At 67.4% G+C, this 19369-nt stretch carries 17 protein-coding genes; 6 read left to right on the top strand and 11 right to left on the bottom strand.

The window, feature by feature from the left end; all coding sequences use genetic code 11:
• The first annotated feature begins 726 nt into the window (after positions 1-726).
• On the top strand, positions 727-2355 hold the full coding sequence (locus tag ML01_RS24160) for a diguanylate cyclase (RefSeq protein ID WP_156427965.1): 1629 nt from the start codon (positions 727-729) through the stop codon (positions 2353-2355).
• Positions 2356-2404: 49 nt separating this feature from the next.
• Here the strand turns inward: ML01_RS24160 and zwf are convergent, their stop codons facing one another.
• The 3 genes from zwf to glgX all read right to left on the bottom strand — a co-directional run bounded on the left by zwf (position 2405) and on the right by glgX (position 7388).
• Positions 2405-3952, bottom strand: coding sequence for a glucose-6-phosphate dehydrogenase (gene zwf, locus ML01_RS24155; protein ID WP_058557946.1), 1548 nt, complete (start codon positions 3950-3952; stop codon positions 2405-2407).
• 223 nt (positions 3953-4175) lie between these two features.
• The gene (gene gnd / locus ML01_RS24150) at positions 4176-5189 is read right to left on the bottom strand and encodes a phosphogluconate dehydrogenase (NAD(+)-dependent, decarboxylating) (protein WP_058557945.1); all 1014 of its coding nucleotides are present in this window, start codon (positions 5187-5189) and stop codon (positions 4176-4178) included.
• 126 nt (positions 5190-5315) lie between these two features.
• Complete coding sequence (glgX, locus tag ML01_RS24145; protein ID WP_058557944.1) at positions 5316-7388, bottom strand: glycogen debranching protein GlgX; 2073 nt, start codon at positions 7386-7388, stop codon at positions 5316-5318.
• A 208-nt stretch (positions 7389-7596) separates the two neighbouring features.
• Between glgX and ML01_RS24140 the strand changes: the two genes are divergently transcribed.
• Positions 7597-8166: an NUDIX hydrolase gene (locus ML01_RS24140; protein WP_058557943.1), complete on the top strand. Its 570-nt coding sequence runs from the start codon at positions 7597-7599 to the stop codon at positions 8164-8166.
• Between the two features lie 139 nt (positions 8167-8305).
• Here ML01_RS24140 and ML01_RS24135 read toward each other — a convergent pair whose 3' ends face one another.
• Positions 8306-8752 carry a hypothetical protein gene (locus ML01_RS24135; RefSeq protein ID WP_058557942.1) on the bottom strand — a complete coding sequence of 149 codons (447 nt, stop codon included), beginning with the start codon at positions 8750-8752 and terminating at the stop codon, positions 8306-8308.
• Between the two features lie 347 nt (positions 8753-9099).
• Between ML01_RS24135 and ML01_RS24130 the strand changes: the two genes are divergently transcribed.
• From ML01_RS24130 to ML01_RS24115, 4 genes are all read left to right on the top strand, one after another.
• Positions 9100-10908 (top strand): hypothetical protein, encoded by a 1809-nt coding sequence (locus tag ML01_RS24130; RefSeq protein WP_058557941.1) that lies wholly within the window; start codon positions 9100-9102, stop codon positions 10906-10908.
• Positions 10905-14462, top strand: a complete 3558-nt coding sequence (locus tag ML01_RS24125) for a DEAD/DEAH box helicase (RefSeq protein WP_058557940.1) — start codon at positions 10905-10907, stop codon at positions 14460-14462. The genes ML01_RS24130 and ML01_RS24125 overlap by 4 nt, the downstream gene beginning before the upstream one ends.
• A gap of 216 nt (positions 14463-14678) precedes the next feature.
• Complete coding sequence (locus tag ML01_RS24120) at positions 14679-14825, top strand: hypothetical protein (RefSeq protein ID WP_156427964.1); 147 nt, start codon at positions 14679-14681, stop codon at positions 14823-14825.
• A gap of 54 nt (positions 14826-14879) precedes the next feature.
• Positions 14880-15182: a hypothetical protein gene (locus tag ML01_RS24115; protein WP_216819263.1), complete on the top strand. Its 303-nt coding sequence runs from the start codon at positions 14880-14882 to the stop codon at positions 15180-15182.
• A 408-nt stretch (positions 15183-15590) separates the two neighbouring features.
• Here the strand turns inward: ML01_RS24115 and ML01_RS24110 are convergent, their stop codons facing one another.
• From ML01_RS24110 to ML01_RS24080, 7 genes are all read right to left on the bottom strand, one after another.
• A complete protein-coding gene (locus tag ML01_RS24110; protein ID WP_058557938.1) occupies positions 15591-15851 on the bottom strand; it encodes a DUF4351 domain-containing protein in 261 nt (86 codons plus the stop codon).
• Positions 15852-16239: 388 nt separating this feature from the next.
• A complete protein-coding gene (locus ML01_RS27955) occupies positions 16240-16557 on the bottom strand; it encodes a hypothetical protein (protein ID WP_082674624.1) in 318 nt (105 codons plus the stop codon).
• Positions 16554-16832: a BrnT family toxin gene (locus tag ML01_RS24105; RefSeq protein ID WP_058557937.1), complete on the bottom strand. Its 279-nt coding sequence runs from the start codon at positions 16830-16832 to the stop codon at positions 16554-16556. The genes ML01_RS27955 and ML01_RS24105 overlap by 4 nt, the downstream gene beginning before the upstream one ends.
• Before the next feature lie 106 nt (positions 16833-16938).
• Positions 16939-17262: a hypothetical protein gene (locus ML01_RS24100; protein WP_058557936.1), complete on the bottom strand. Its 324-nt coding sequence runs from the start codon at positions 17260-17262 to the stop codon at positions 16939-16941.
• A 19-nt stretch (positions 17263-17281) separates the two neighbouring features.
• Positions 17282-18217 (bottom strand): Rpn family recombination-promoting nuclease/putative transposase, encoded by a 936-nt coding sequence (locus ML01_RS24095; protein WP_058557935.1) that lies wholly within the window; start codon positions 18215-18217, stop codon positions 17282-17284.
• Positions 18218-18735: 518 nt separating this feature from the next.
• Positions 18736-19041: a type II toxin-antitoxin system RelE/ParE family toxin gene (locus ML01_RS24085; RefSeq protein ID WP_058557933.1), complete on the bottom strand. Its 306-nt coding sequence runs from the start codon at positions 19039-19041 to the stop codon at positions 18736-18738.
• Entirely contained in the window at positions 19038-19226 is a 189-nt protein-coding gene (locus tag ML01_RS24080) for a hypothetical protein (protein WP_058557932.1), read from the bottom strand. The genes ML01_RS24085 and ML01_RS24080 overlap by 4 nt, the downstream gene beginning before the upstream one ends.
• Positions 19227-19369: the final 143 nt, after the last annotated feature.

The raw sequence follows: 19369 nt of genomic DNA, 5'->3' as shown, positions 1-19369 counted from the left end.
AACCTCCCGGGCTGGTGCAAACGAGGTGCGCAACAGGCACCCCGGCAGCGGAGCCGGCGCGAGCGAATACCGCCGGCCATGTACCGCAATGATCAGCCAGCCTGCGCCCCGCCGCAAGCCACGTCCTTCGATCCGGGGGCCGCGATGCTCCCTCGCGTCGGCCGTCGGCCTGTGCCCCGACGGTGTACGCCGGTGAGGCCGGCAGCCGTCGCGGGCATTGAGTCGGCTCGGCGCGCACGGCTGGCCTGTCGGTCAGAGTAGGATGCAGGCTCGATTCCGGTGCGCGCGCATGAGGGGGTGGAGGTGCAGGTGAGAGAGGGCGTTGGCGGATCGGCCGGGTGGCGTACCTCAACCCGGCATGAATTTTGTGGCTCAAGCCGCCCTGCGTCCTGTTCCTCAACGCCAGCCCGCGGGCGTGGCCTGCGGCAACGGGGCGCCGGCTCGGCTCGGGCCGGCCGCGCTGCCGGACGGCGGACGGGCCGCAACCCCTTGCCCGTGCTTGCGAGCATCCTGCTCGCGGCCTTGTGGCCTGCGCTCGCCGCTGCAAGGGCCGCGCCGCCGACCCCGGTCGAGCCTGCTCCTGCATCCGGGTCCGCCGAGTCGGCTGCACCCGCGCCCGCCGGCGATGGCGTCGCCGCTGGCCCGGGCGCGCAAGCCCCGCGGCAGGGTCCCGTCAGCAAGCGGGTATTGCTGCTGTTTCCGTACCAGGCCGACCTGCCGCACACCATGCTCGCGACCGAGTCCATCCGGGAGGTCTTCACCGGCGCAACGGACCTGACCATCGAGCTCTACACCGAATATATGGATCTGAATCGGTTTCAGGGCGCCGGTTACGAGCAGAACCTCGCCGATCTCTACGCGCTCAAGTATCACGATGCGGGAGTCGACTTGGTCCTCCTCACCAGCACGACCTCCCTGGACTTCTGGTTGGGCAGGCGCGATCACATCCTGCCGGATGCGCCGGCCGTGTTCTACGATATTGTCGAAAAGGACATTGCGGCGAGGCGGATTCCGCCGGGGATCTTCGGCATCAGCACGGCCGTGCGTTACGAGGTCGCCGCGGACTGGATTCTGAAGACCCTGCCCGAAATCAAGGAGATCATGCTCGTGTATGGTACCGGCGAGGCGGACCGGGCCTTTTCCGCGCCCGTCGATAACTTCAAGCGCAATCTGCCGGCACGGCTCGCGCTGACGGACTGGTCCCGGCTGTCGCTGCCCGAGATCAAGCAGCGCGCAGCAGAGTTGTCCGGGGACAAGGTGATCTTCTACCACCTCATGTTCGAGGATGCGGCCGGGAGCAAATACCGCCCCATTGATGCACTGCGCGAGCTGGCGGCGGTCTCCGCCGTGCCCATCATCAGCGGCTATGATCATTTCATTGGCACCGGCACCATCGGCGGCTTCGTGTACAGCGTCGAGGCCAACTCGAAGGCTGCCGCCGCGCTCGCGCTGCGCATCCTCCGCGGGCAGGAGCCTCGGGTATTGAAGGTCGCCGACACCCATCAGCGCTTCATCTTCGACTATGCGAGTCTGGAGCGCCATGGCATTCCGGGGTCCGCACTGCCGCCACAGAGCATTGTCAAGAATCGCGTGGTGCCTTTGTGGCAAGCCTATCGGAGCCAAATCATTGCGGTCATCGCAGGCTTTGCCTCATTGTTGATCGTGACCGCCGTGCTGGTTGCGCTGAACAGAAAACTGGGATGCGCGCGGCGGGAGCTGCTGCGGCTCAATGCCGAGCTGGAGGACTATGCACACGATCTCGAACGCAGAGTGCACGAGCGCACGCTCCACCTGGAGGAGGCCAATCGCAAGCTCCAATCGCTGAGCCAACTGGACGGGCTCACCGGCGTCTATAACCGCAGGCATTTCGACAAGCGCGGGCAGGAGCTCTGGCAGGAACAGGCCGCCGGCAACCGGCCCCTGTCGGTGGTTCTGCTCGATGTCGATTACTTCAAGGCGTACAACGACGCCTACGGGCATCAAGCTGGTGATCAGTGTCTTCAGCTCGTCGCGTCGGCACTCAAGAGCCAAGCAGAGGGAGCAGAGGGGAGCGACGACGTATTTGCCCGCTACGGCGGCGAGGAATTCGCGGTGGTTGCGCGCACTGATTGCCTCGGCGCGCAGCGGCTTGCCGAGAACCTGCGGGTCGCCGTGCGCGCGCTCGACATCGAGCACGGCCATTCGAGATATCGCAGGGTCTCGGTCAGTGTCGGTGTCGCTTCAGTGGACGGCGCGGCGACGGTAAGCCTCGTGGAGCTCATCCGGCGCGCAGATCAAGCCCTGTATGAGAGCAAGGCCAGCGGTCGCAACCGGGTCACGGTGTGGGCAGCGCGCAGCGAGGTTGCGATGGGGTGAGGGCGCCTTTTCGGTGTCGGCCCGAGGCTTCGCCGCCCCCGGCCCCTTCCTACCGTCCGTGCGCCTTCGGTGTTTCGATGCGCCGCCAGAGCCGCCCGTCGCGCTTGGTGAGCTCGCCGGCGGCGGGTGGGCCCCAGGTGCCGGCGGCGTAGTTGGGGAAGTCGCGCGGGGGCAGGGCGGCCCAGACGTCGAGCACGGATTGGACGATCTCCCAGCCCTTCTCGACGGTGTCGGCGTGCTTGTAGAGCGTGGCGTCGCCCTTCATGCAGTCGTAGATGAGCGTCTCATAGCCGGTGGCGGGCTTGTTGCCGAAGTAGTCCTCGTAGCAGAAGTCCATGTTGACCGTGCCGATGCGCATGGTCGGCCCCGGGATCTTGGCGCCCAGGCTCATCTGGATGCCCTCGTTCGGCTGGATGCGCAGCACCACCATGTCGGGCTCGAGGTCGTCCACCTCGGTGTTCTGGAACATGATGGTCGGCGCCTTTCTGAACTGGATGGCGACCTCGGTGTATTGCGCGGTGAGCCGCTTGCCGGTGCGCAGATAGAACGGCACGCCGGCCCAGCGCCAGTTGTCCATGCCGAGCTTGATGGCGGCAAAGGTCTCGGTGTGCGAGTTGGGCGCAACGCCCGGTGACGAGCGATACGCGGAGACCTGCTCGCCGCTCGGCATAACGCCTGGGCCGTATTGGCCGCGCACGGCGTGCGTCAGCACCTGCTCCGGGGTCAGCGGCGTGATGGCGTCGAGCACCTTGTTGACCTCGTCGCGCAGCGCGGTGGCTTCGAAGGAGTTGGGCGGTTCCATGGCCAGAAAGCCGAGCAGCACCAGCAGGTGATTCGGGATCATGTCGCGCATGGCGCCGGCTTCTTCGTAATAGCCGCCGCGGTGCTCGACGCCGACGGATTCGGCGACGGTGATCTGCACGTGGTCGATGTGCTGGCGGTTCCACAGCGGCTCAATGAAGCCGTTGGCAAAGCGGAACACCATGATGTTCTGGACCGTTTCCTTGCCCAGGTAATGATCGATACGGTAGATCTGGTCTTCGTCCAGGTTCTTGTGCAGATGATTGTTCAGCTCGATGGCGGAATCGAGGTCGTGGCCGAAGGGCTTTTCGATGATGATCCGACGCCAGTCGTCCTCGGTCTCGTGCAGCAGGCCGGCGTCGCCGAGATAATCCGCCACCTTGGAGAACAGGCTCGGCGGGATGGCCATGTAGAAGAGGTAATTGCCGTCGGTGGCGCGCTCGGCGTCGATGCGGCTCAGTTGCTCGCACAGCCGGTCATAGTCGGCGCCGTTCAGCATGTCGATCTTCATGTAATGGAGCCGCTCGCAGAGCCCGGTCCAGACGCTCTCGTCGAAGGCCGCGCCGACGTGATCGCGGATCTGCTCGCCCATCAGGTTGCGGAAGGCGTCGTCGTCCATGTCGAGCCGGTCGAGGCCGAGCATTGCGAAGCTGTCCGGCAGGAGCTTTGCACTGCACAGGTGGTAGAGCGCGGGCACCAGCTTGCGCTTGGTGAGGTCGCCGCCGGCGCCGAAGATGATCATGACGTTCGGCGGCGCCGGCTGGGCCTCGGTGAAGTCGGTTTCGATGAGTGACATGGTGGGGCTCCTAGTTTTGCAATAAGAGTACGAAGTACGGAGTACGGAGTACGACGTGCCCGCAACGGCGTGCGGACTGCCGAGCCTCCGGCGCACAGGACAGATTCCCGAACAAGACGTAGTGCGGCAGTGCGCCCCCGTACTCCGTACTCCGTACTCCGTACTCCGTACTTGTTACTCCGTACTCCGTACTCCGTACTTGTTACTCCGTACTTCCTACTTCTTACTCCGCCTTCTCGTGATGCCCGCCGAACTGATAGCGCATCGCGGACAAGATCTTATTCGCGAAGTCGGCCTCGCCGCGGGAGCTGAAGCGCTCGTACAGTGCAGCGGTCAGGAGCGGTGCCGGCGTGCCGGTCTCGATCGCCGCCTGGCAGGTCCAGCGGCCCTCGCCGGAGTCCGAGACGCGCCCGCCGAAGCTGGCCAACTCGCCGTCTTCGTGCAGTGCGATGGCGGTCAGGTCCAGGAGCCAGGAGGCGACGACGCTGCCGCGGCGCCAGACCTCGGCGACGTCGGCCAGGTTGAAGTCGTACTGGTAGTGCTCGGGGTTCGCGAGCGGGGCGGTCTCGGCGTCGGCGACCTGGTCCTCGCGACCGATGCCGGCGTGCTTGAGGAGGTTGAGCCCCTCGGCGTAGGACGCCATCAGCGCGTACTCGATGCCGTTGTGCACCATCTTCACGAAGTGCCCGGCGCCGCTCGGGCCGCAGTGCAGGTAGCCCTGCTCGGCGGTACCGGGCTCGCCGCTGCGCCCGTGGGTGCGCTCGATGTCGCCCATGCCGGGGGCGAGCGCCTTAAAGATCGGGTCCAGGCGCTGCACCGCGTCGGTGTCGCCCCCGATCATCAGGCAGTAGCCGCGCTCGCGGCCCCAGACGCCGCCGGAGGTGCCGCAGTCCAGAAAGTGAATGCCGGCGTCGCGCAGCGCCTTCTGGTGCCGAATGTCCTCCTGATAGTTGGAGTTGCCGCCGTCGATGATGGTGTCGTCCGCTTGCAGGTGCGGGCGCAGATCTGCGATGACCCGGTCCACCACCGCCGCCGGCACCATGATCCACACGGCGCGCGGGGCGCTCAGCTTGGCGCAGAGGTCGGCCACGCTGTCGGCGCCGGTGGCCCCGTCCTGCACCAGCGCCTGCACGGCATCCGGGTTCATGTCGAAGACGACGCAGTCGTGCCCGGCGGCCATGAGCCGCTGGACCATGTTGGCGCCCATGCGCCCGAGGCCGATCATGCCGAGTTGCATCTGGTTGCTCCTCTTTCCGGGTGGATTGGTCGGGTTTGGGGTCGAGTTGGGACCCATGCGCGTGGGTCGCTGGTGAGCGGCCGGCCCGGCGCGCACCAGCGCGAGAGGCGCGGCGGCCCGCCGCCGTCAGCGCCCCTCCAGCACGACGACGCTGCGCGCGCCGACCCGGCAGCGGGCGGTGCTCAGCGCATGTTGCTGCTCCGGGCACCACACGGAGGGGGGCTCGTCCGTGTCGACGGCGCGCTGCCAGCGGCGCCCGTCCAGCGGCGGCAGCGCGAAGTCGAGCGCGTCTTCCGACATGTTGAGCATGACGTGCAGGTGGGGCTCGCCGTCATTCAAGCCCGCGAGCATGAAGGCCAGCGTGCGGCAGTCGCCGTCGTCCCAGCCCGGCTCGTCGAGCTCCACGCCGTGCCAACTGATGTCCGGTGGGGCGCCGGGGCGCTCCGGCTTGCCCGTCAGAAACCGCCGACGACGCAGCGTTGGATGCCGCTTGCGAAACGCGATCATGGCGCGGGTGAAGTCGAGCATGTCGCGGTTGTCGTCCACCAGGCGCCAATCAATCCACGACAACTCGTTGTTCTGGCAGTAGGTGTTGTTGTTGCCCTGCTTGCTGCGCAGGATCTCATCCCCGGCCAAGAGCATCGGCACGCCCTGGCTCAGCAGCAGCATGGCGACGAGGTTCTTGGCTTGGCGGCGGCGCAGGGCGTTGATCTCGTGGTCATCCGTCGGACCCTCGACGCCGCAGTTCCAGCTCAGGTTGTGGTTGTGGCCGTCGCGGTTGTCCTCGCCGTTGGCCTCGTTGTGCTTCTCGTTGTAGGCGACGAGATCGTGCAGCGTGAAGCCGTCGTGGCAGGTAATGAAGTTGATGGAGTTGGCCGGCAGCCGCCCGCGCGCCTCGTAGAGGTCGCTGGAGCCGGCGAGGCGGGTTGCCACGTGCTGGATCAGCCCGGGGTCGCCGCGCACGAAGGCGCGCATCACGTCGCGGTAGTGGCCGTTCCACTCCGCCCAGCGGAACCCCGGGAAGTCGCCCACCTGGTAGAGCCCGGCGGCGTCCCAGGCCTCGGCGATGATGTGCGCGCGGCCGAGCTCCGGCGACAGCTCGATGGACCAGAGCACCGGCGCGTGGTGCTCCGGCTCGCCGTCCTCGCCGCGGGCCATCGCGCTTGCGAGGTCGAAGCGGAAGCCGTCCACGTGCATGTCGTGCGCCCAGTAGTGCAGGCTCGCAATGAGGTAGCGGGTCACCATCGGGTGGTTGCAGTTGACCGTGTTGCCGCAGCCGGTGTAGTCGCGATAGCGGCTCTTGTCCGCGAAGTCCAGGTGGTAGAAGACCTCGTTGCCCATGCCTTTGAACGAGATTACGGGGCCGTCCGCGCCGCCCTCGGCGGTGTGGTTGTAGACCACGTCCAGGATCACGCCGATGCCGGCCCGGTGCAGGGCCTTGACCATATCGCGGAATTCATCCCGCGCCCCTGCGGGCTCGCAGGCGTAGTGCGGGTGCGGCGCAAAGAAGCTATGGGTGCTGTAGCCCCAGAAGTTCTCGAGCCCGAGCGCAGCCGTGTTCGGCGGTACGTCCTGCACGTCGAAGGCCATCACCGGCAGCAGCTCCACGTGCGTGATGCCGAGGTCCTGCAGGTACGGGATCTTCTCGATGACGGCGCGGAAGGTGCCCGGGTGCGGCGTATCCGCGGACGGATGTCGCGTGAAGCCGCCGACGTGCATCTCGTAGATCACGGCCTCGGTGAGCGGCACGTGCAGGTGCAGATCGCCCTCCCAGTCGTAGCTGTCGCGCACCAGTTGCGAGCGCATCGCCTGCGCCAGGTTGCTCCCCGGCCGGCACGCGGCGGCGCGGTCCCAGAGCCGGTCGTCGACGCTCCTGCACCAGGGGTCGAGCAAGAGCTTGTCGCGGTCGAAGCGGGTGCCGGTCTCGGCCGTGGCGTTCGGCCCGTCCATGCGCCAGCCGTAGCAGATGCCGTCCGGCAGGTCCTCGACCAGCACGTGCCAGAAGAAAAAGGTCTTGTGCGCGCGCGGGTCGAGCTGAATGAGCTGGAAGGGCTCGGCGCTCGCCGGCCCATCGAACAGCAGCAGCTCCACCGCCGTTGCACTACGCGAAAAACAGCAGAAATTGACGCCGCCGTCGACGAAATGGGCGCCCGTCGTGTCCCAAGTACCGGGTTGAGTGCTGTAGCTGCGAGCGGCCATCGGTCTCCCCGGGGTGATGCAGTGGGATGGTGCGCCGGGCGGGCGGCAGTGACCGCGGGCGGCGCTGCGCACACGCTTGCGGCCCCGGTACTGGCCGCTCCGGCCGTCGGCCCCCATGTTACGGCCGTGTGCAGCGCGCTGCATGTCCATTCGATGACGTATCTGCGACCATCGTCGATCGCGGGAACCAGCCGGAGACGACAACATCATGAACTTCTGCAGCCACTGCGGCGAGGCCGTGAGCCTGCGGGTGCCGGAGGGCGACAACCTGCCGCGGCATGTCTGCGACGCCTGCGGGGTGGTGCACTACCAGAACCCGAAGATCGTCGTCGGCTGCATCCCCGAGTGGGAAGACCGCATCCTGCTCTGCCGCCGGGCCATCGAGCCGCGCTATGGGCTCTGGACCCTGCCCGCGGGCTTCATGGAGAACGGCGAGACCGTCCAGCAGGGCGCCGCCCGGGAGACCCTGGAGGAGGCGAGCGCCCGCGTGCGCATCGGCGCCCTCTATGCGCTGTTCAACCTGCCGCACATCAGCCAGGTATACATGCTGTTTCGCGCCGAGCTGCAAGACCTGGACGTCGGCCCCGGCACGGAGAGCCTGGAGGTGGCGCTGCTGCGCGAGCACGAGATCCCCTGGGACGAGATCGCCTTCCCGGTGATCGGCGAATCCCTGCGGCTGTACTGGGCCGACCGCGCCGCCGACCGCTTTCCGCTGCGCAGCGGCGCCATCGAGCGGCTGCCGGGGCCGGAGCGGCGGTTTCGGACGGAGATGTACTGATTTGAGGGCTGAGGGCTGAGGGCCGAGGGCTGAGGGGGCCGAGGGCCACGAGCTGCATAGGCCGGAAGTCGCGACTGCGCCGCCTGTGACCAGCGACGACAGCCCGGCGACCCCGCTCCGTCAGCGACGGTTGGCCGGCTCAGATCTCCAGCAACGACGCCATCGTGTTGTAGAAGGCGTCGAGCCACTGCTCCCTGTCCGTGTAAGAGGCCACATGCGGGCGACCGCCCAGGGTCTCGCGCACGCCGACATAGGTCAGCGTGCCATCGGGCAGCTCCTCGACCTCGAAGCGCCGGTGCCCGCCCGGCACGTGCAGGCGCACGCCGCAGGGCGCCGCCGGGTCGCCGACATAGGCCTCCAGCAGCACCCGGGCCTTGTCGTCGCGATTGTGGAAGTCCTCCGGCCAGATTTGCCGCAGCACGGTCACCTTCACCAGCTCGCCTTCCACGTCCTTGAGTGCCGAGAACAGCGGTGCCGCAGCCTCCGCGCGTCGCCGCACGGACTCGGCACGTCGCTCCGCCTCGGTTTGCTTCGTCGCCAGGGCGGCGTCTTTGCGGGCTTTGATGCGTTGCAGGGTGTCGCTCATCGTTTGGTTCCCTATGCCGTGAATCTCTGAGGAGCAGCGGTCCGCGCGTTGGCGTTCCGAAGTGCTGTGTGTACACTAAGGCCTGATGCCCCGTCGGGCAAGCCGTCGGGATCAATCAAGTCGCGGCGCTGGGCCTTCGGGGGGCGCCGGCCCACCAAGGCAGGATAAGCTGTCCGCTTTGCGTCGAAACGCAACGCGGACTAGCATGCCGGCCTGATCGCCCCTGCCGAGTCCCCCGCATGCCGGCGCCCGGCCTCGTCGGGGGCTGCGGGGTGTCGATCCGCATTTGATCGCCGGGTGCGCGCAGCGCATCGACCCACTTTGGCTGTCCTGATCCAGGATCTCCCATGACCCTGAAAGATACCCTCGACGGCCTGACCGTCAACGAATTGAAGCAGCGACTCGCACGGCTCCCGGTCGCCAGCCGTCCTACCCGCAAGGACCAGATCGTGGCCGCCATCGGCGGTTGCCTGCTGTCCGATGCGCTCCGCCCCCTGGTGGGGCAGCTCTCGGAGCTGGACCGCCACGCCGTGGCCGAGTCCGTGCACAACTGGGCCGGCGTTTTCCGCGCCGCCGCCTTCAAGGCCAAATACGGGACGGTGCCGGACTTCTTCATCCGCTCGCCCTTCGACTACTACTCCGGCAGGTCGAAGCCGGCGCCCAGCGCGCTGAGCGTGCTCTTCTACAACGGTTCGATCCCGCACGACCTTGCCGCCCGACTGGCGTCGTTGCTGCCGGCGCCGGCGCCGATGACCATCGCCACCCTCGACGACGATGAGCTGCCGGACACCGTCATCAACGCCGAGGACGACGAGCCCGAGCCGCTGCGGCGCGTCGCCACCGAGGATAGCGTGCGGCAGGAGCTGCCCGCGCTGCTGCGGCTGGTGGCGCAGGGCGGTGTTGCCGTGGGGGCCAAGACCGGCATCGTCAGCACCGCCGGGGCGCGCCGTATCGAGGCGCTGCTGCTGGATGGCGACTGGTACGCCACGGCGGACGACGAGGACGTGCCCCGTTGGGGCGGCGGGTCGATCCGCCCCATCCGCCCCTTCGCCTGGCCGCTGCTGCTGCAGGCCGGTGGGCTCGCCAAGATCGACGGCAGCCGGCTCGCGCTGACGCCCAAGGGCAAGAAGGCCTTGGCGCAGCCCGTGCACGAGGTGGTCGGCGATCTGCACGAACGCTGGCTGGTCAAGGGGCAACCGGACGAGCTGCGCCGCGTGGACCTGATCAAGGGGCAGACCAGCAAGGGCGTGGGCCTCTCCGCGCCGGAGAACCGCCGCCTGGTCATCGATGCCGCGCTGAAGGCCTGTTGCCCGGTGGGCAAATGGCTGTCCGTCGACGACCTGTTCCGGCAGATGAAGGTCGAAGGGTTCCGCTTCGACGTGGCCGGGAACCCGTGGAAGCTCTATCTCGTCGACGCCAACTACGGCAGCCTGGGCTACGACGGCGGTTCCGACTTCGAGCTGCTGGAGGCGCGCTATACGCTGGCCTACCTGTTCGAATACCTGGCCACACTCGGCATGATCGACGTCGCCTACACCCTGCCGTACGGGGCGCGGCCGGACTACGCCGGGCGCTGGGGCGCCGACGAGCTCGAGTTTCTGAGCCGCTACGACGGCCTGCGCTACCTGCGTCTCAACGCGCTGGGCGCCTATTGTCTGGGCCTCTGCGCGACCTACACGCCGCAGCGGGTCGAGCGGCCGCCGCTGTTCCGGGCCGGGGCCGATCTGAGCCTGGTGCTGCTGCGCCCTGCCATGCCCGCCGAGCAGTTGCAGTTGGAGCAAATCGCCACGCCGCTCGCCGCCGATCGATGGGGCCTGAACGCCGACGCGATCCTCGCCCGCGGTGCCGACGCCGACGAGCGCGGCCGCATCCGCGAATTTCTGGCGTCTTCCGCGGAGGGCGATCTGCCGGCCGAGCTGAGCGAGCTGCTCGACGGCGTCGAGCAGCGCGCCACGGCGGTGACCGACGCCGGCGCGGCGCGGCTGATCCAGTGCCGCGACGCCGGCCTGGCGATTTTGTTGAGCACCGACCCGGCCACCGCCGCGCATTGCATCCGCGCCGGCGAACGCCAGTTGTGCGTGCCGGACAAGAAGCTTGCGGCCTTCCGCAAGGGACTGGGCAAGCTCGGCTTCGTGCTGCCGGAGCTGACGCCATGACCCCGGCCGACGCCGTGGAGCGCGCGCTGCAGGACGATCCGGATGCCGCGCTGGAGCTGCTGGCGCTGGACGACGCGGCGCTTGCGGCGCTGCTTGCCGAGCGCGATGGCATCGAGGCGCTGGTGCTTGCGGGCTGGCTGTGCTTCCTGCGCGGCGACTACGCCGGCGCCATCGCCCGCTACGATGAGGCGATGGCGCTCCTGCGCAAGCGCACCCGTAAGCGCAACATCTACCTCCCGGGCCTCCCGGGTGCGCTCTACCTGCTGGCGCTGCTGCGCCGCGGCGAGCCGGACGATTTCACGCGGGTGCAGCAGCAGGTGAAGGTCTGCCTGCGCGCCCCGGTCACCGACCGTGTCGAGTTCGTGTTTCGCATCATCGGCGATTTGGCCGGCATCATGGCCAGCCAGCGCAAGCGCGAGGAATGCTATTCCCTGCATTACCCACTCGGCCCGCGCAAGCCGATGTCGGTGCTGTTCCAGGCGCTGACGCTGCACTGGCTCGGTGAGCCCCAGGACGCAGACACGCTGCCGGCCCTGGCCAGACACGTGCGCGACGCTGCCGCGAACGGCGAGCGTTGGTACGTCGCCGAGGCGCTTGCCCTGCTCGACGCCCAGGGCTACAAGGGCAAGCTGCCGAGCATGGAGCCGGCAGCACCCGGCCTCGGGACGCTGACCGGTCTGCTGAGCCCGAAATCGACCTGGGAGCTGGCGCTGGAGGCGCTCGCGCGCCTCGCCCCGGACACCGGCAAGGACGACCGGCCGGAGGGCAGTGTGCGCCTGGCCTGGCTGTTGGTCATGCACGGCAACTTCGCCACCCTGGAGCCGCGCGAGCAGAAGCGCACCAAGGGCGGCGGCTGGACCCGTGGCCGTCCGGTGGCGTTGCAGCGCCTGGCTACGGAGGCCGAGCAGATGCCCCACCTGACCCCGCAGGACCGGGCCATTTGCGCCTGCATCGTCCGCGAGCGGGAGGCGCACTATTTCCACAGTAGCTCGGGCTGGGTCTACCTGCTGGACCCCGACTGTGCCCTGCTCGCCGCGAGCGGCCATCCGCTGCTGCTCGGCGACCTGGACGACGCCGCCCCGCTGGAGCTGATCCCGGGCGAGCCGACGCTGACGGTGGTGAAGCGCAGCCGGGACATCCTGGTGCGCATCGAGCCCTTTCCTGCCGAGGGCCGCAACCTGGTGCCGGTGCAGGAGACGGCGCAGCGCGTGCGCTTGGTCCGGTTCGACGCCGCGCACCGGCAGATCGGCACCATCCTGGGTCACGACGGCCTCGTCGTGCCCAAGGGCGGCGAGCAGCGGCTGCTGGCGGCGCTGGCCGCGGTGGCGCCGATGCTGACCGTGCATTCCGACATCGGCGGCGGTGACTTCGACGCGGCCGAGGAGGTGGCCGCCGACCCCCGCCCGCACCTGCATCTGACCCCGATCGGCCAGGGCCCAGGGCTGAGCCTGGAGCTGTTCGTGCACCCGTTCGGCGACGCCGGCCCGCAACTGCGCCCGGGGGAGGGCAGTGCGACGCTGTTGACCGAGCTCAACGGCCGCCCGGTGCGCTGCACGCGCAAGCTCAAGGCCGAGCGCAAGGCGGTGCAGGACCTGCTCGCGGGCTGTCCGGCCTTGGCCGGCGCCGAGTCCATGGTCGCCGACCAGCACGGCACCTGGAGCAGTTGGCAGCTCGACGACCCGGAGGCAGCCCTGGCCGCGCTGGAGCAGCTCCACGCGCAGGGCGATGCCGTGGTGCTGGACTGGCCCCGGGGCAAGCGCGTGGCGCTAAGCAGCGAGGCCGGGGTTGGCCAACTGCGCGCCGGCGTGCAGCGCAAGCAGGATTGGCTGGAGCTCGGCGGCGCCCTGCACCTGGACGACGGCCGCGTGCTGGCGCTGCGCGAGCTGCTGGCCCTGGCGGCCGAGTCCAAGGGCCGCTTCGTGCGCCTGGGCGAGCGCGAGTACTTGAGCCTGAGCAATGCACTGCGCCGGCGCCTGGACGGGCTGCAGGCCCTCACCGATCGCGGCCGCTTCCATCCGCTCGCCGCGCCCGCCATCGCCGAGCTCATCGACGGCATGGAGCTCGCCGAGTCGCCGGACTGGGACGCGCTGCTGGCGCGCTTGGCCGAGGTGCGCGAGCTGGAGCCGCGGGTGCCGTCCACGCTGCAAGTGGAGCTGCGCGACTATCAGCTCGAAGGCTATCGCTGGCTCGCGCGCCTCGCGCATTGGGGGGCCGGCGCCTGCCTGGCCGACGACATGGGTCTCGGCAAGACCGTGCAGGCGCTGGCGCTGATCCTGTCCCGCGCCCCGGACGGACCGACCTTGGTGCTGGCGCCGACCTCCGTCTGCGGCAACTGGCTGGAGGAGGCCGCGCGCTTCGCACCGACCCTTCGCCCGCTGCGCTTCGGCCCCGGCGACCGCGCCGCGCTGCTGGAGCAGGCCGGCCCCTTTGATCTGATTGTCGCCAGCTACGGCCTGCTGCAAAGCGAGGCCGAGCGCCTGGCCGGCGTGCACTGGCAGACCATCGTCGCCGACGAGGCGCAGGCTTTCAAGAACGCCCTCACCAAGCGCTCCCGGGCCATCATGCAACTGCAAGGGGCGTTTCGGCTGATCACCACCGGCACGCCCATCGAGAACCACTTGGGCGAGCTGTGGAACCTGTTCCGCTTCATCAACCCCGGCCTGCTCGGCTCGCTGGAGGCCTTCAACGCCCGCTTCGCCAACCCCATCGAGCTGCATCAGGACCAGGGCGCCCGGGCGCGCCTGCGCCAACTGCTGCGCCCGTTTATTCTGCGGCGCCTCAAGAGCGAGGTGCTGAGCGAGCTGCCGCCGCGCACCGAGATCACGCTGTCGCTGGAGCTGAGCGACGGCGAGACGGCCCTGTACGAGGCCGTGCGCCGCGACGCCGTCGCGCGCCTCGAAGACGCCCGGGCCACCGCCAACCCGGGCCAGCAGCGCATGCAGTTGCTCGCCGAGATCATGCGCCTGCGCCGCGCCTGCTGCCATCCGCGCCTCGCGCTGCCGGACAGCCCCTTGCCGAGCAGCAAGCTCGACGCCTTTGCGGACATCGTCGATGAGCTCATCGACAACCGCCACAAAGCCCTGGTGTTCAGCCAGTTCGTGGACCATTTGAAGCTCATCCGCGAGCACCTGGACGCCCGCGGCATCGCCTACCAATACCTCGACGGCAGCACCCCGGAGCCGCAGCGGCGCGCCGCCATCAACGCCTTCCAGGCCGGCAGCGGCGAGCTGTTCCTGATCAGCCTGCGCGCCGGCGGCGCCGGGCTCAACCTCACCGCCGCGGACTACGTGATCCACATGGACCCCTGGTGGAACCCCGCCGTGGAAGATCAGGCCTCCGGCCGCGCCCATCGCATCGGCCAGGAGCGGCCGGTGACCGTGTATCGCCTGGTGGCCAAGGACACCATCGAAGAGCGCATCCTGAGGCTGCACGCCAGCAAGCGCGACCTCGCCGACGCCCTGCTGGAAGGCACCGACGACAGCAGCCGCCTGAGCTATGCCGACATGCTGGCGCTGGTGCAGGGAGCCGACGGCAGCGCGGCCGGCAGCGCTTAGAGAAGCAAGCGACCAGAGTCGCTTGGCCGACCGTCAACGCCTTCAGCGCAATGCGGACCCCAAAGCCCCCACTGCCGCCGGACCACAACGGACCACATCACTGACCGCTCCGCTCGCGCCGCCGCCCGCCGCGCGTGGCTTGTGCGGCGACACAGGCTGGGCGAGGAGTCCGGCGAAGACCTCAGTGCCAGCACAACGGCGGCGGAACGCATCGCGATGCTCTGGCGGCTGACCTTGGACGCTTGGGCGCTCACCGGTCGGCCCTGGCCGGACTATCCGCGCACGGCGGCACCCGGACGGGTAGTCCGGCCGACGCCTGCCGCCGGGATCAAGCAACGGCCCGCAGAGGATGACGATGACTGAAGCGCCCGGATTCAACGTCGATTTCCGGGACATGATCGAGGCCCTGCATACTGCGTGGCCGACTTCATCGTCGTTGGTGCCCACGCGCTGGCGGCGCACGGCATTCCGCGTGCCACGGGTGACTGCGACATCCTGGTCGAGCCGACGCCCGAGAACGCGATGCGCGTGCTCGCCGCGCTCCGCTGGTTCGGTGCCCCCATCGAAACCCATCGCCTGAGCGAGGCTGATCTCTCTGCGCCGGGACTGGTTAATGAGATCGGCCTCCCCCGCGGCGCATCGACGTCCTCACGTCCGTCGACGGCATGGACGACGCAGCCGCCGGTGCGGGCCGCCTGGACGTGCAGCTCGGTGACCTGACCATCCCGGTGCTCGGGCGCGCGGAGCTCATTGCCAACAAACGCGCGACCGGCCGACCGAAAGATCGGCTCGATCCCGGGCTCCTTGGCGAGGCCGATTGACGTAGGCCCGCCGTCCATGCTCGCGGCCGGCCGGGAGTGTCGGCCTCCCGGCCGACGCGGGGCAACACGGTGAGTGAACGCGGGCAGCGATCCCGACATCTCCGCGGCAGTGCACCAGCCGATGGTGCCTTGCCTTGGGAATGACGGGACCGGGTTTTTCACGCGCGCTCGCGACACCGCTCCAGCGGTGTCGCGCCTCGAAGGGCGCTCTGCGCCCCGGTGCGCTGAGGCGAGGACGGCGCCCAGGGCTTGCGACGCCGAGGGTGCAACCAGACGCCGTGCCGATCGCGGCTCGGCCGCAGGCGGCCTAGGGTGCCGGGCCGAGCAGCTCTTCGACGCCGTCGACGTCGAGGACCGCGTCCAGCCAAGCGTCGAGCTGTGACAGCTTGGCGGCGGCGATACGCGCCGACGCCCAGTCGGGCAAGGGGCCGAAGCGGTGGCGCAGGAGGCGCTCCAGAGAGTCGGCCTTGCCCTCGGCCTTGCCGTCGGCCGTGCCGTCGGCCCTGCCCTTGCTCTCGCCTCGGCCAAAGATGATCTTCGCAATCCGGTCGTCGCGTAGGTGAACCAAGGGCCAAGGGCCAAGGGCCGAGGATGGCTCCCTTGGCCCTCGGCCCAGATGCTTGCGGGGTAGGAAACTCTAGCGGCAGGCCGCCCCCGGCAGGGGTTCCGCCCGATTCCGCTCCCTGAGCGTCCTGCAATTTCGCGATTTCGCGACGCAGGAGGACTATAAGTTACTGAGTCTTAATAGTCGGCTCTTAAATTAGCGCCATTCGGCTCTGACCCCTTTCTCGGTGTCGGAGGGTTGGCGACAACTCGGGCTGGTCCCACTGCACGAACTGCCAGGGCCTAAGCCCGGTGTTGCGGCCCTGCGCGGCGAGGTAGCCGTCGGGGTCCGCGGGCGTCAGCTCCGACATCTACGGCGGCTGCGTCGAATCTCTTGGTACTACGACGCAAATTCAGCCGCGCGCGGTATGAGTGTCGGCTGGATTTGCCTTGTTAGCCGCGGCGTCGTACAAACTACCGGAAGCGAATTTATGAAGTATGCTGACCACCAATGTTTCGTATGGTATTCCAGCTTCTAGCGCCTTTCTTTGCAGCGCATAAAAGTCACGCTCTGAAATGCTGACATTTACTTCTTTTTGCTGTTGAAATGCAGTGGCCGCCGCGTCCTCAAGAAGCTTCTTGCGCGCTGGGCTCATGTCTGAGCGAAATTGACCCGATTCATACGCAGCCAGCAATTCTTCCTCTTCTTTGTCGAGCTGGGGGGATATCATTTGTTACCTCCAAGATACTGCTTGGTTGCTTTTCGGCTCGGGATCACCGTTTTCAGGAAAATCTCTTGGTCATCCTCTACATACGGAACAAGGTAGACATACTCTTCTATGGCGACAACCAGCACGCGCTGATGCGGGTATTTCTCCGTATTTGGGTGCATCGCGTCGTCCAAAAGACCGCCAGAATGCAAGCAATACACGACATCCTCAAAAGAAATGCCTCGCTCCTCAATCAATTTGCGATTCTTGTCGGGATCCCAGTTTATACGCTTCATGTCAGCGTAAGACTCGCTTTTTTCCGGGGCCTCGGTCGATTCAGAAGCACGTGGGGGCGATCCGGCCCTGCCGGCTATGTAACTTGTCCCGGACGGATAGGCGTTGTCAAAAGGGCGGGCCGAACTTGCGCTCGATCTGGCGCAGCAGGGCGGTGGTCTCGCCGAGGCGTTGGCCCTGGTTGATGCCTTGCTCGATGTAGCGGTCGATGAAGGTTTGCATGATCGCTTCTCCGGTGGAGGTCTGTTGCAGCGAGGTCTGTTGCAGCAGTTTGCGGACGGTGGGCTCGTCGACGCGCTGCGTACTTTGGACGAAGTAGCGCAGCAGGGATTCCAGCACTTCAACTGCGGTGTCGCGCTCTTCGATCTGCTCGATCAGCGCCGGCAGCTTGCGCAGACGTGCGAGACGCGCGCGGGTGACGCTGCTCAGCACGCCAAGTGCCGCGCCGCCGTCAGTGCAGCACCGCCTCCACCGACTCCGCGACGAGGATGCGGTCGAGCCACTCCAGCAGGGTGTCGCTGTCGGCGGCGAGCACGCGCTCGCGCACGCTGTCGCTCGGCGGGCCGAACTTGCGCTCGATCTGGCGCAGCAGGGCGGTTGCCTCGCCTAAGCGTTGGCCCTGATTGATGCCTTGCTCGATGTAGCGGTCGATGAAGGTCTGCATGATCGGTTCTCCGGTGGAGGTCTGTTGCAGCAAGATCCGCACGGTCGGCTCGTCGACCCGCTCTGTACCTTGGACGAAGTAGCGCAGCAGGGATTCCAACACTTCCACGGCGGTGTCGCGGTCTTCGATCTGATCGATCAGCGCCAGCAGCTCGCGCAGCCGCTCCACCGGCTGGGCGTCCAAGACCCAGCGCATGGCCAACTGCACCAGCCGCGTCAGTACCCGGCCCTTGATCTCGGCGTTGGTGGGGCCGGACAGATCCACCAACTGGTAGCCGAAGCTCGGCACGAAGGGCACCAGGCTGTCCGGCAGCGGCTTGACTAGGTCTTGGAAGGCTGTCGGTGCCTGCCAGGGCCGCTCGCCGTGGTAGATGACCGGCGGCAGATGGCGGCTCTTGGGATGCTGTTTTCGGTACTGCTCGCCCTCGGCGGCGATGTAGCGCAGGAGCTGGAGCGCCGTCCAGTGCTCCGCCCAGCTTTTGTGCTCGAACAGCAGGTAGACGTTGAGGGCCTCGCCGCGGTAGGCGACGCGATAGGCTAGGTCCGAGTAGGCCGTGCGCAGGTCGCTTGCGACGTAGCTGTCCTTGCCGATCGTCAGCGTCGTCAGGTCCAACTCGGCGAGCAGCGCCGCCGGGAGCTGGCAGCACAGGAAGTCGCGGGCGACCTCACTGCGGGTGAAGCTCTCGCGGAAGAAGGTGTCGTGGGGCGAGGCGATGCTGTCCATGGCGTCGAAGCATAGCGCCGTGTCGGAGGGTTGGCGACAACTCGGGCTGGTCCCATCCGCGTGCGCTCGCACTCGGCGGGCGCGAGCCCGTCTCGGTGTGGCGGTGGATGTTCTCGCGTTACCTGTGAGATTTGACTGCCCTGATTCCTTGCGCGGCGGGGTATCCGTCGATGTCCGCGGGCGTCCGCTCCGCCAGCCGTCGCGGCTGCATCGCCTTCGCAAACCCCTCCGCGCACGGCACACACCAGCGCTGCGCCTTCTCCCGTGCGCGCCGTTTCTTGATCGGCGTCAAAAACCATGTCCAGAAGGCGTCGATGCTCTGCCGGGCGGTTGTCGCGGGCTCCGCAATGGACTAGTTTCGTGCTCGTAGGACAGGGTCAGGGAACGGAGGATGCCGGCAGACCTCCGTGCTTTCTAGATCACGCGGCCTTGCCAGGCCGCACTGTCCCCGGAATTCGGAATACTTTATTCGGAATACTTTATTCGGAATACTTTATTCGGAATACTTTGGCGTTTCCCTAGGCGTTGTCCTCAGCCTTGTCCTCACGGAGCGCGTTCTGCGCGCCGTGGACCACGGCGAGGACGTCGATCTGATCGGATCTGATGTGGTAGATCAACCGGTACGGGCCGCAGAACACTTCCCGTATCTGGTCGATATCGTATTCGGGCACGCGCCGCCCTGACAGAGGGAACGCCGCGATCTGTTGTGATCGCTGGGTGATGCGGTCCACCATCCGCAGGGCATAGGTTTGGGAATTTTGCGCAATGTAGGCGTAGATCGCGTCGAGATGCGCCTCTGCCGACTCCGTCCAATGGACCTTCATTCGGGCAGATCATATTTCCTTCTGATTTCCGCAACGTCTTTGGTTCGCCCAAACCGGCTGTCCTCAAGCCCCTTCTCGATGGCGGCACGCACGTAAATCTCCCGCATCAGGTCTTCCCAGGTTGCACCGGCGGGAAGCTGCTCGACCAGTTGGTGCGCATCTTCTTTGCTGAAGACGGTAGACATGTGCTTCTCCGGAATCGAAAGAGATCAGCGAGCAGGTTGCACAGCCGCGGCGAGAGGTTCCGCCGGTCCGGCAAAGAGCCTCACGAAGGCGGCACGATCACCAGTCGGCGGTCGAGGGTCAGGGATCAGGTCAGGTCTTGCAA

The sequence above is a fragment of the Thiohalocapsa sp. ML1 genome, from assembly GCF_001469165.1.
Lineage (GTDB): Bacteria > Pseudomonadota > Gammaproteobacteria > Chromatiales > Chromatiaceae > Thiohalocapsa.
This window is presented reverse-complemented; position numbering and strand designations above follow the sequence as displayed.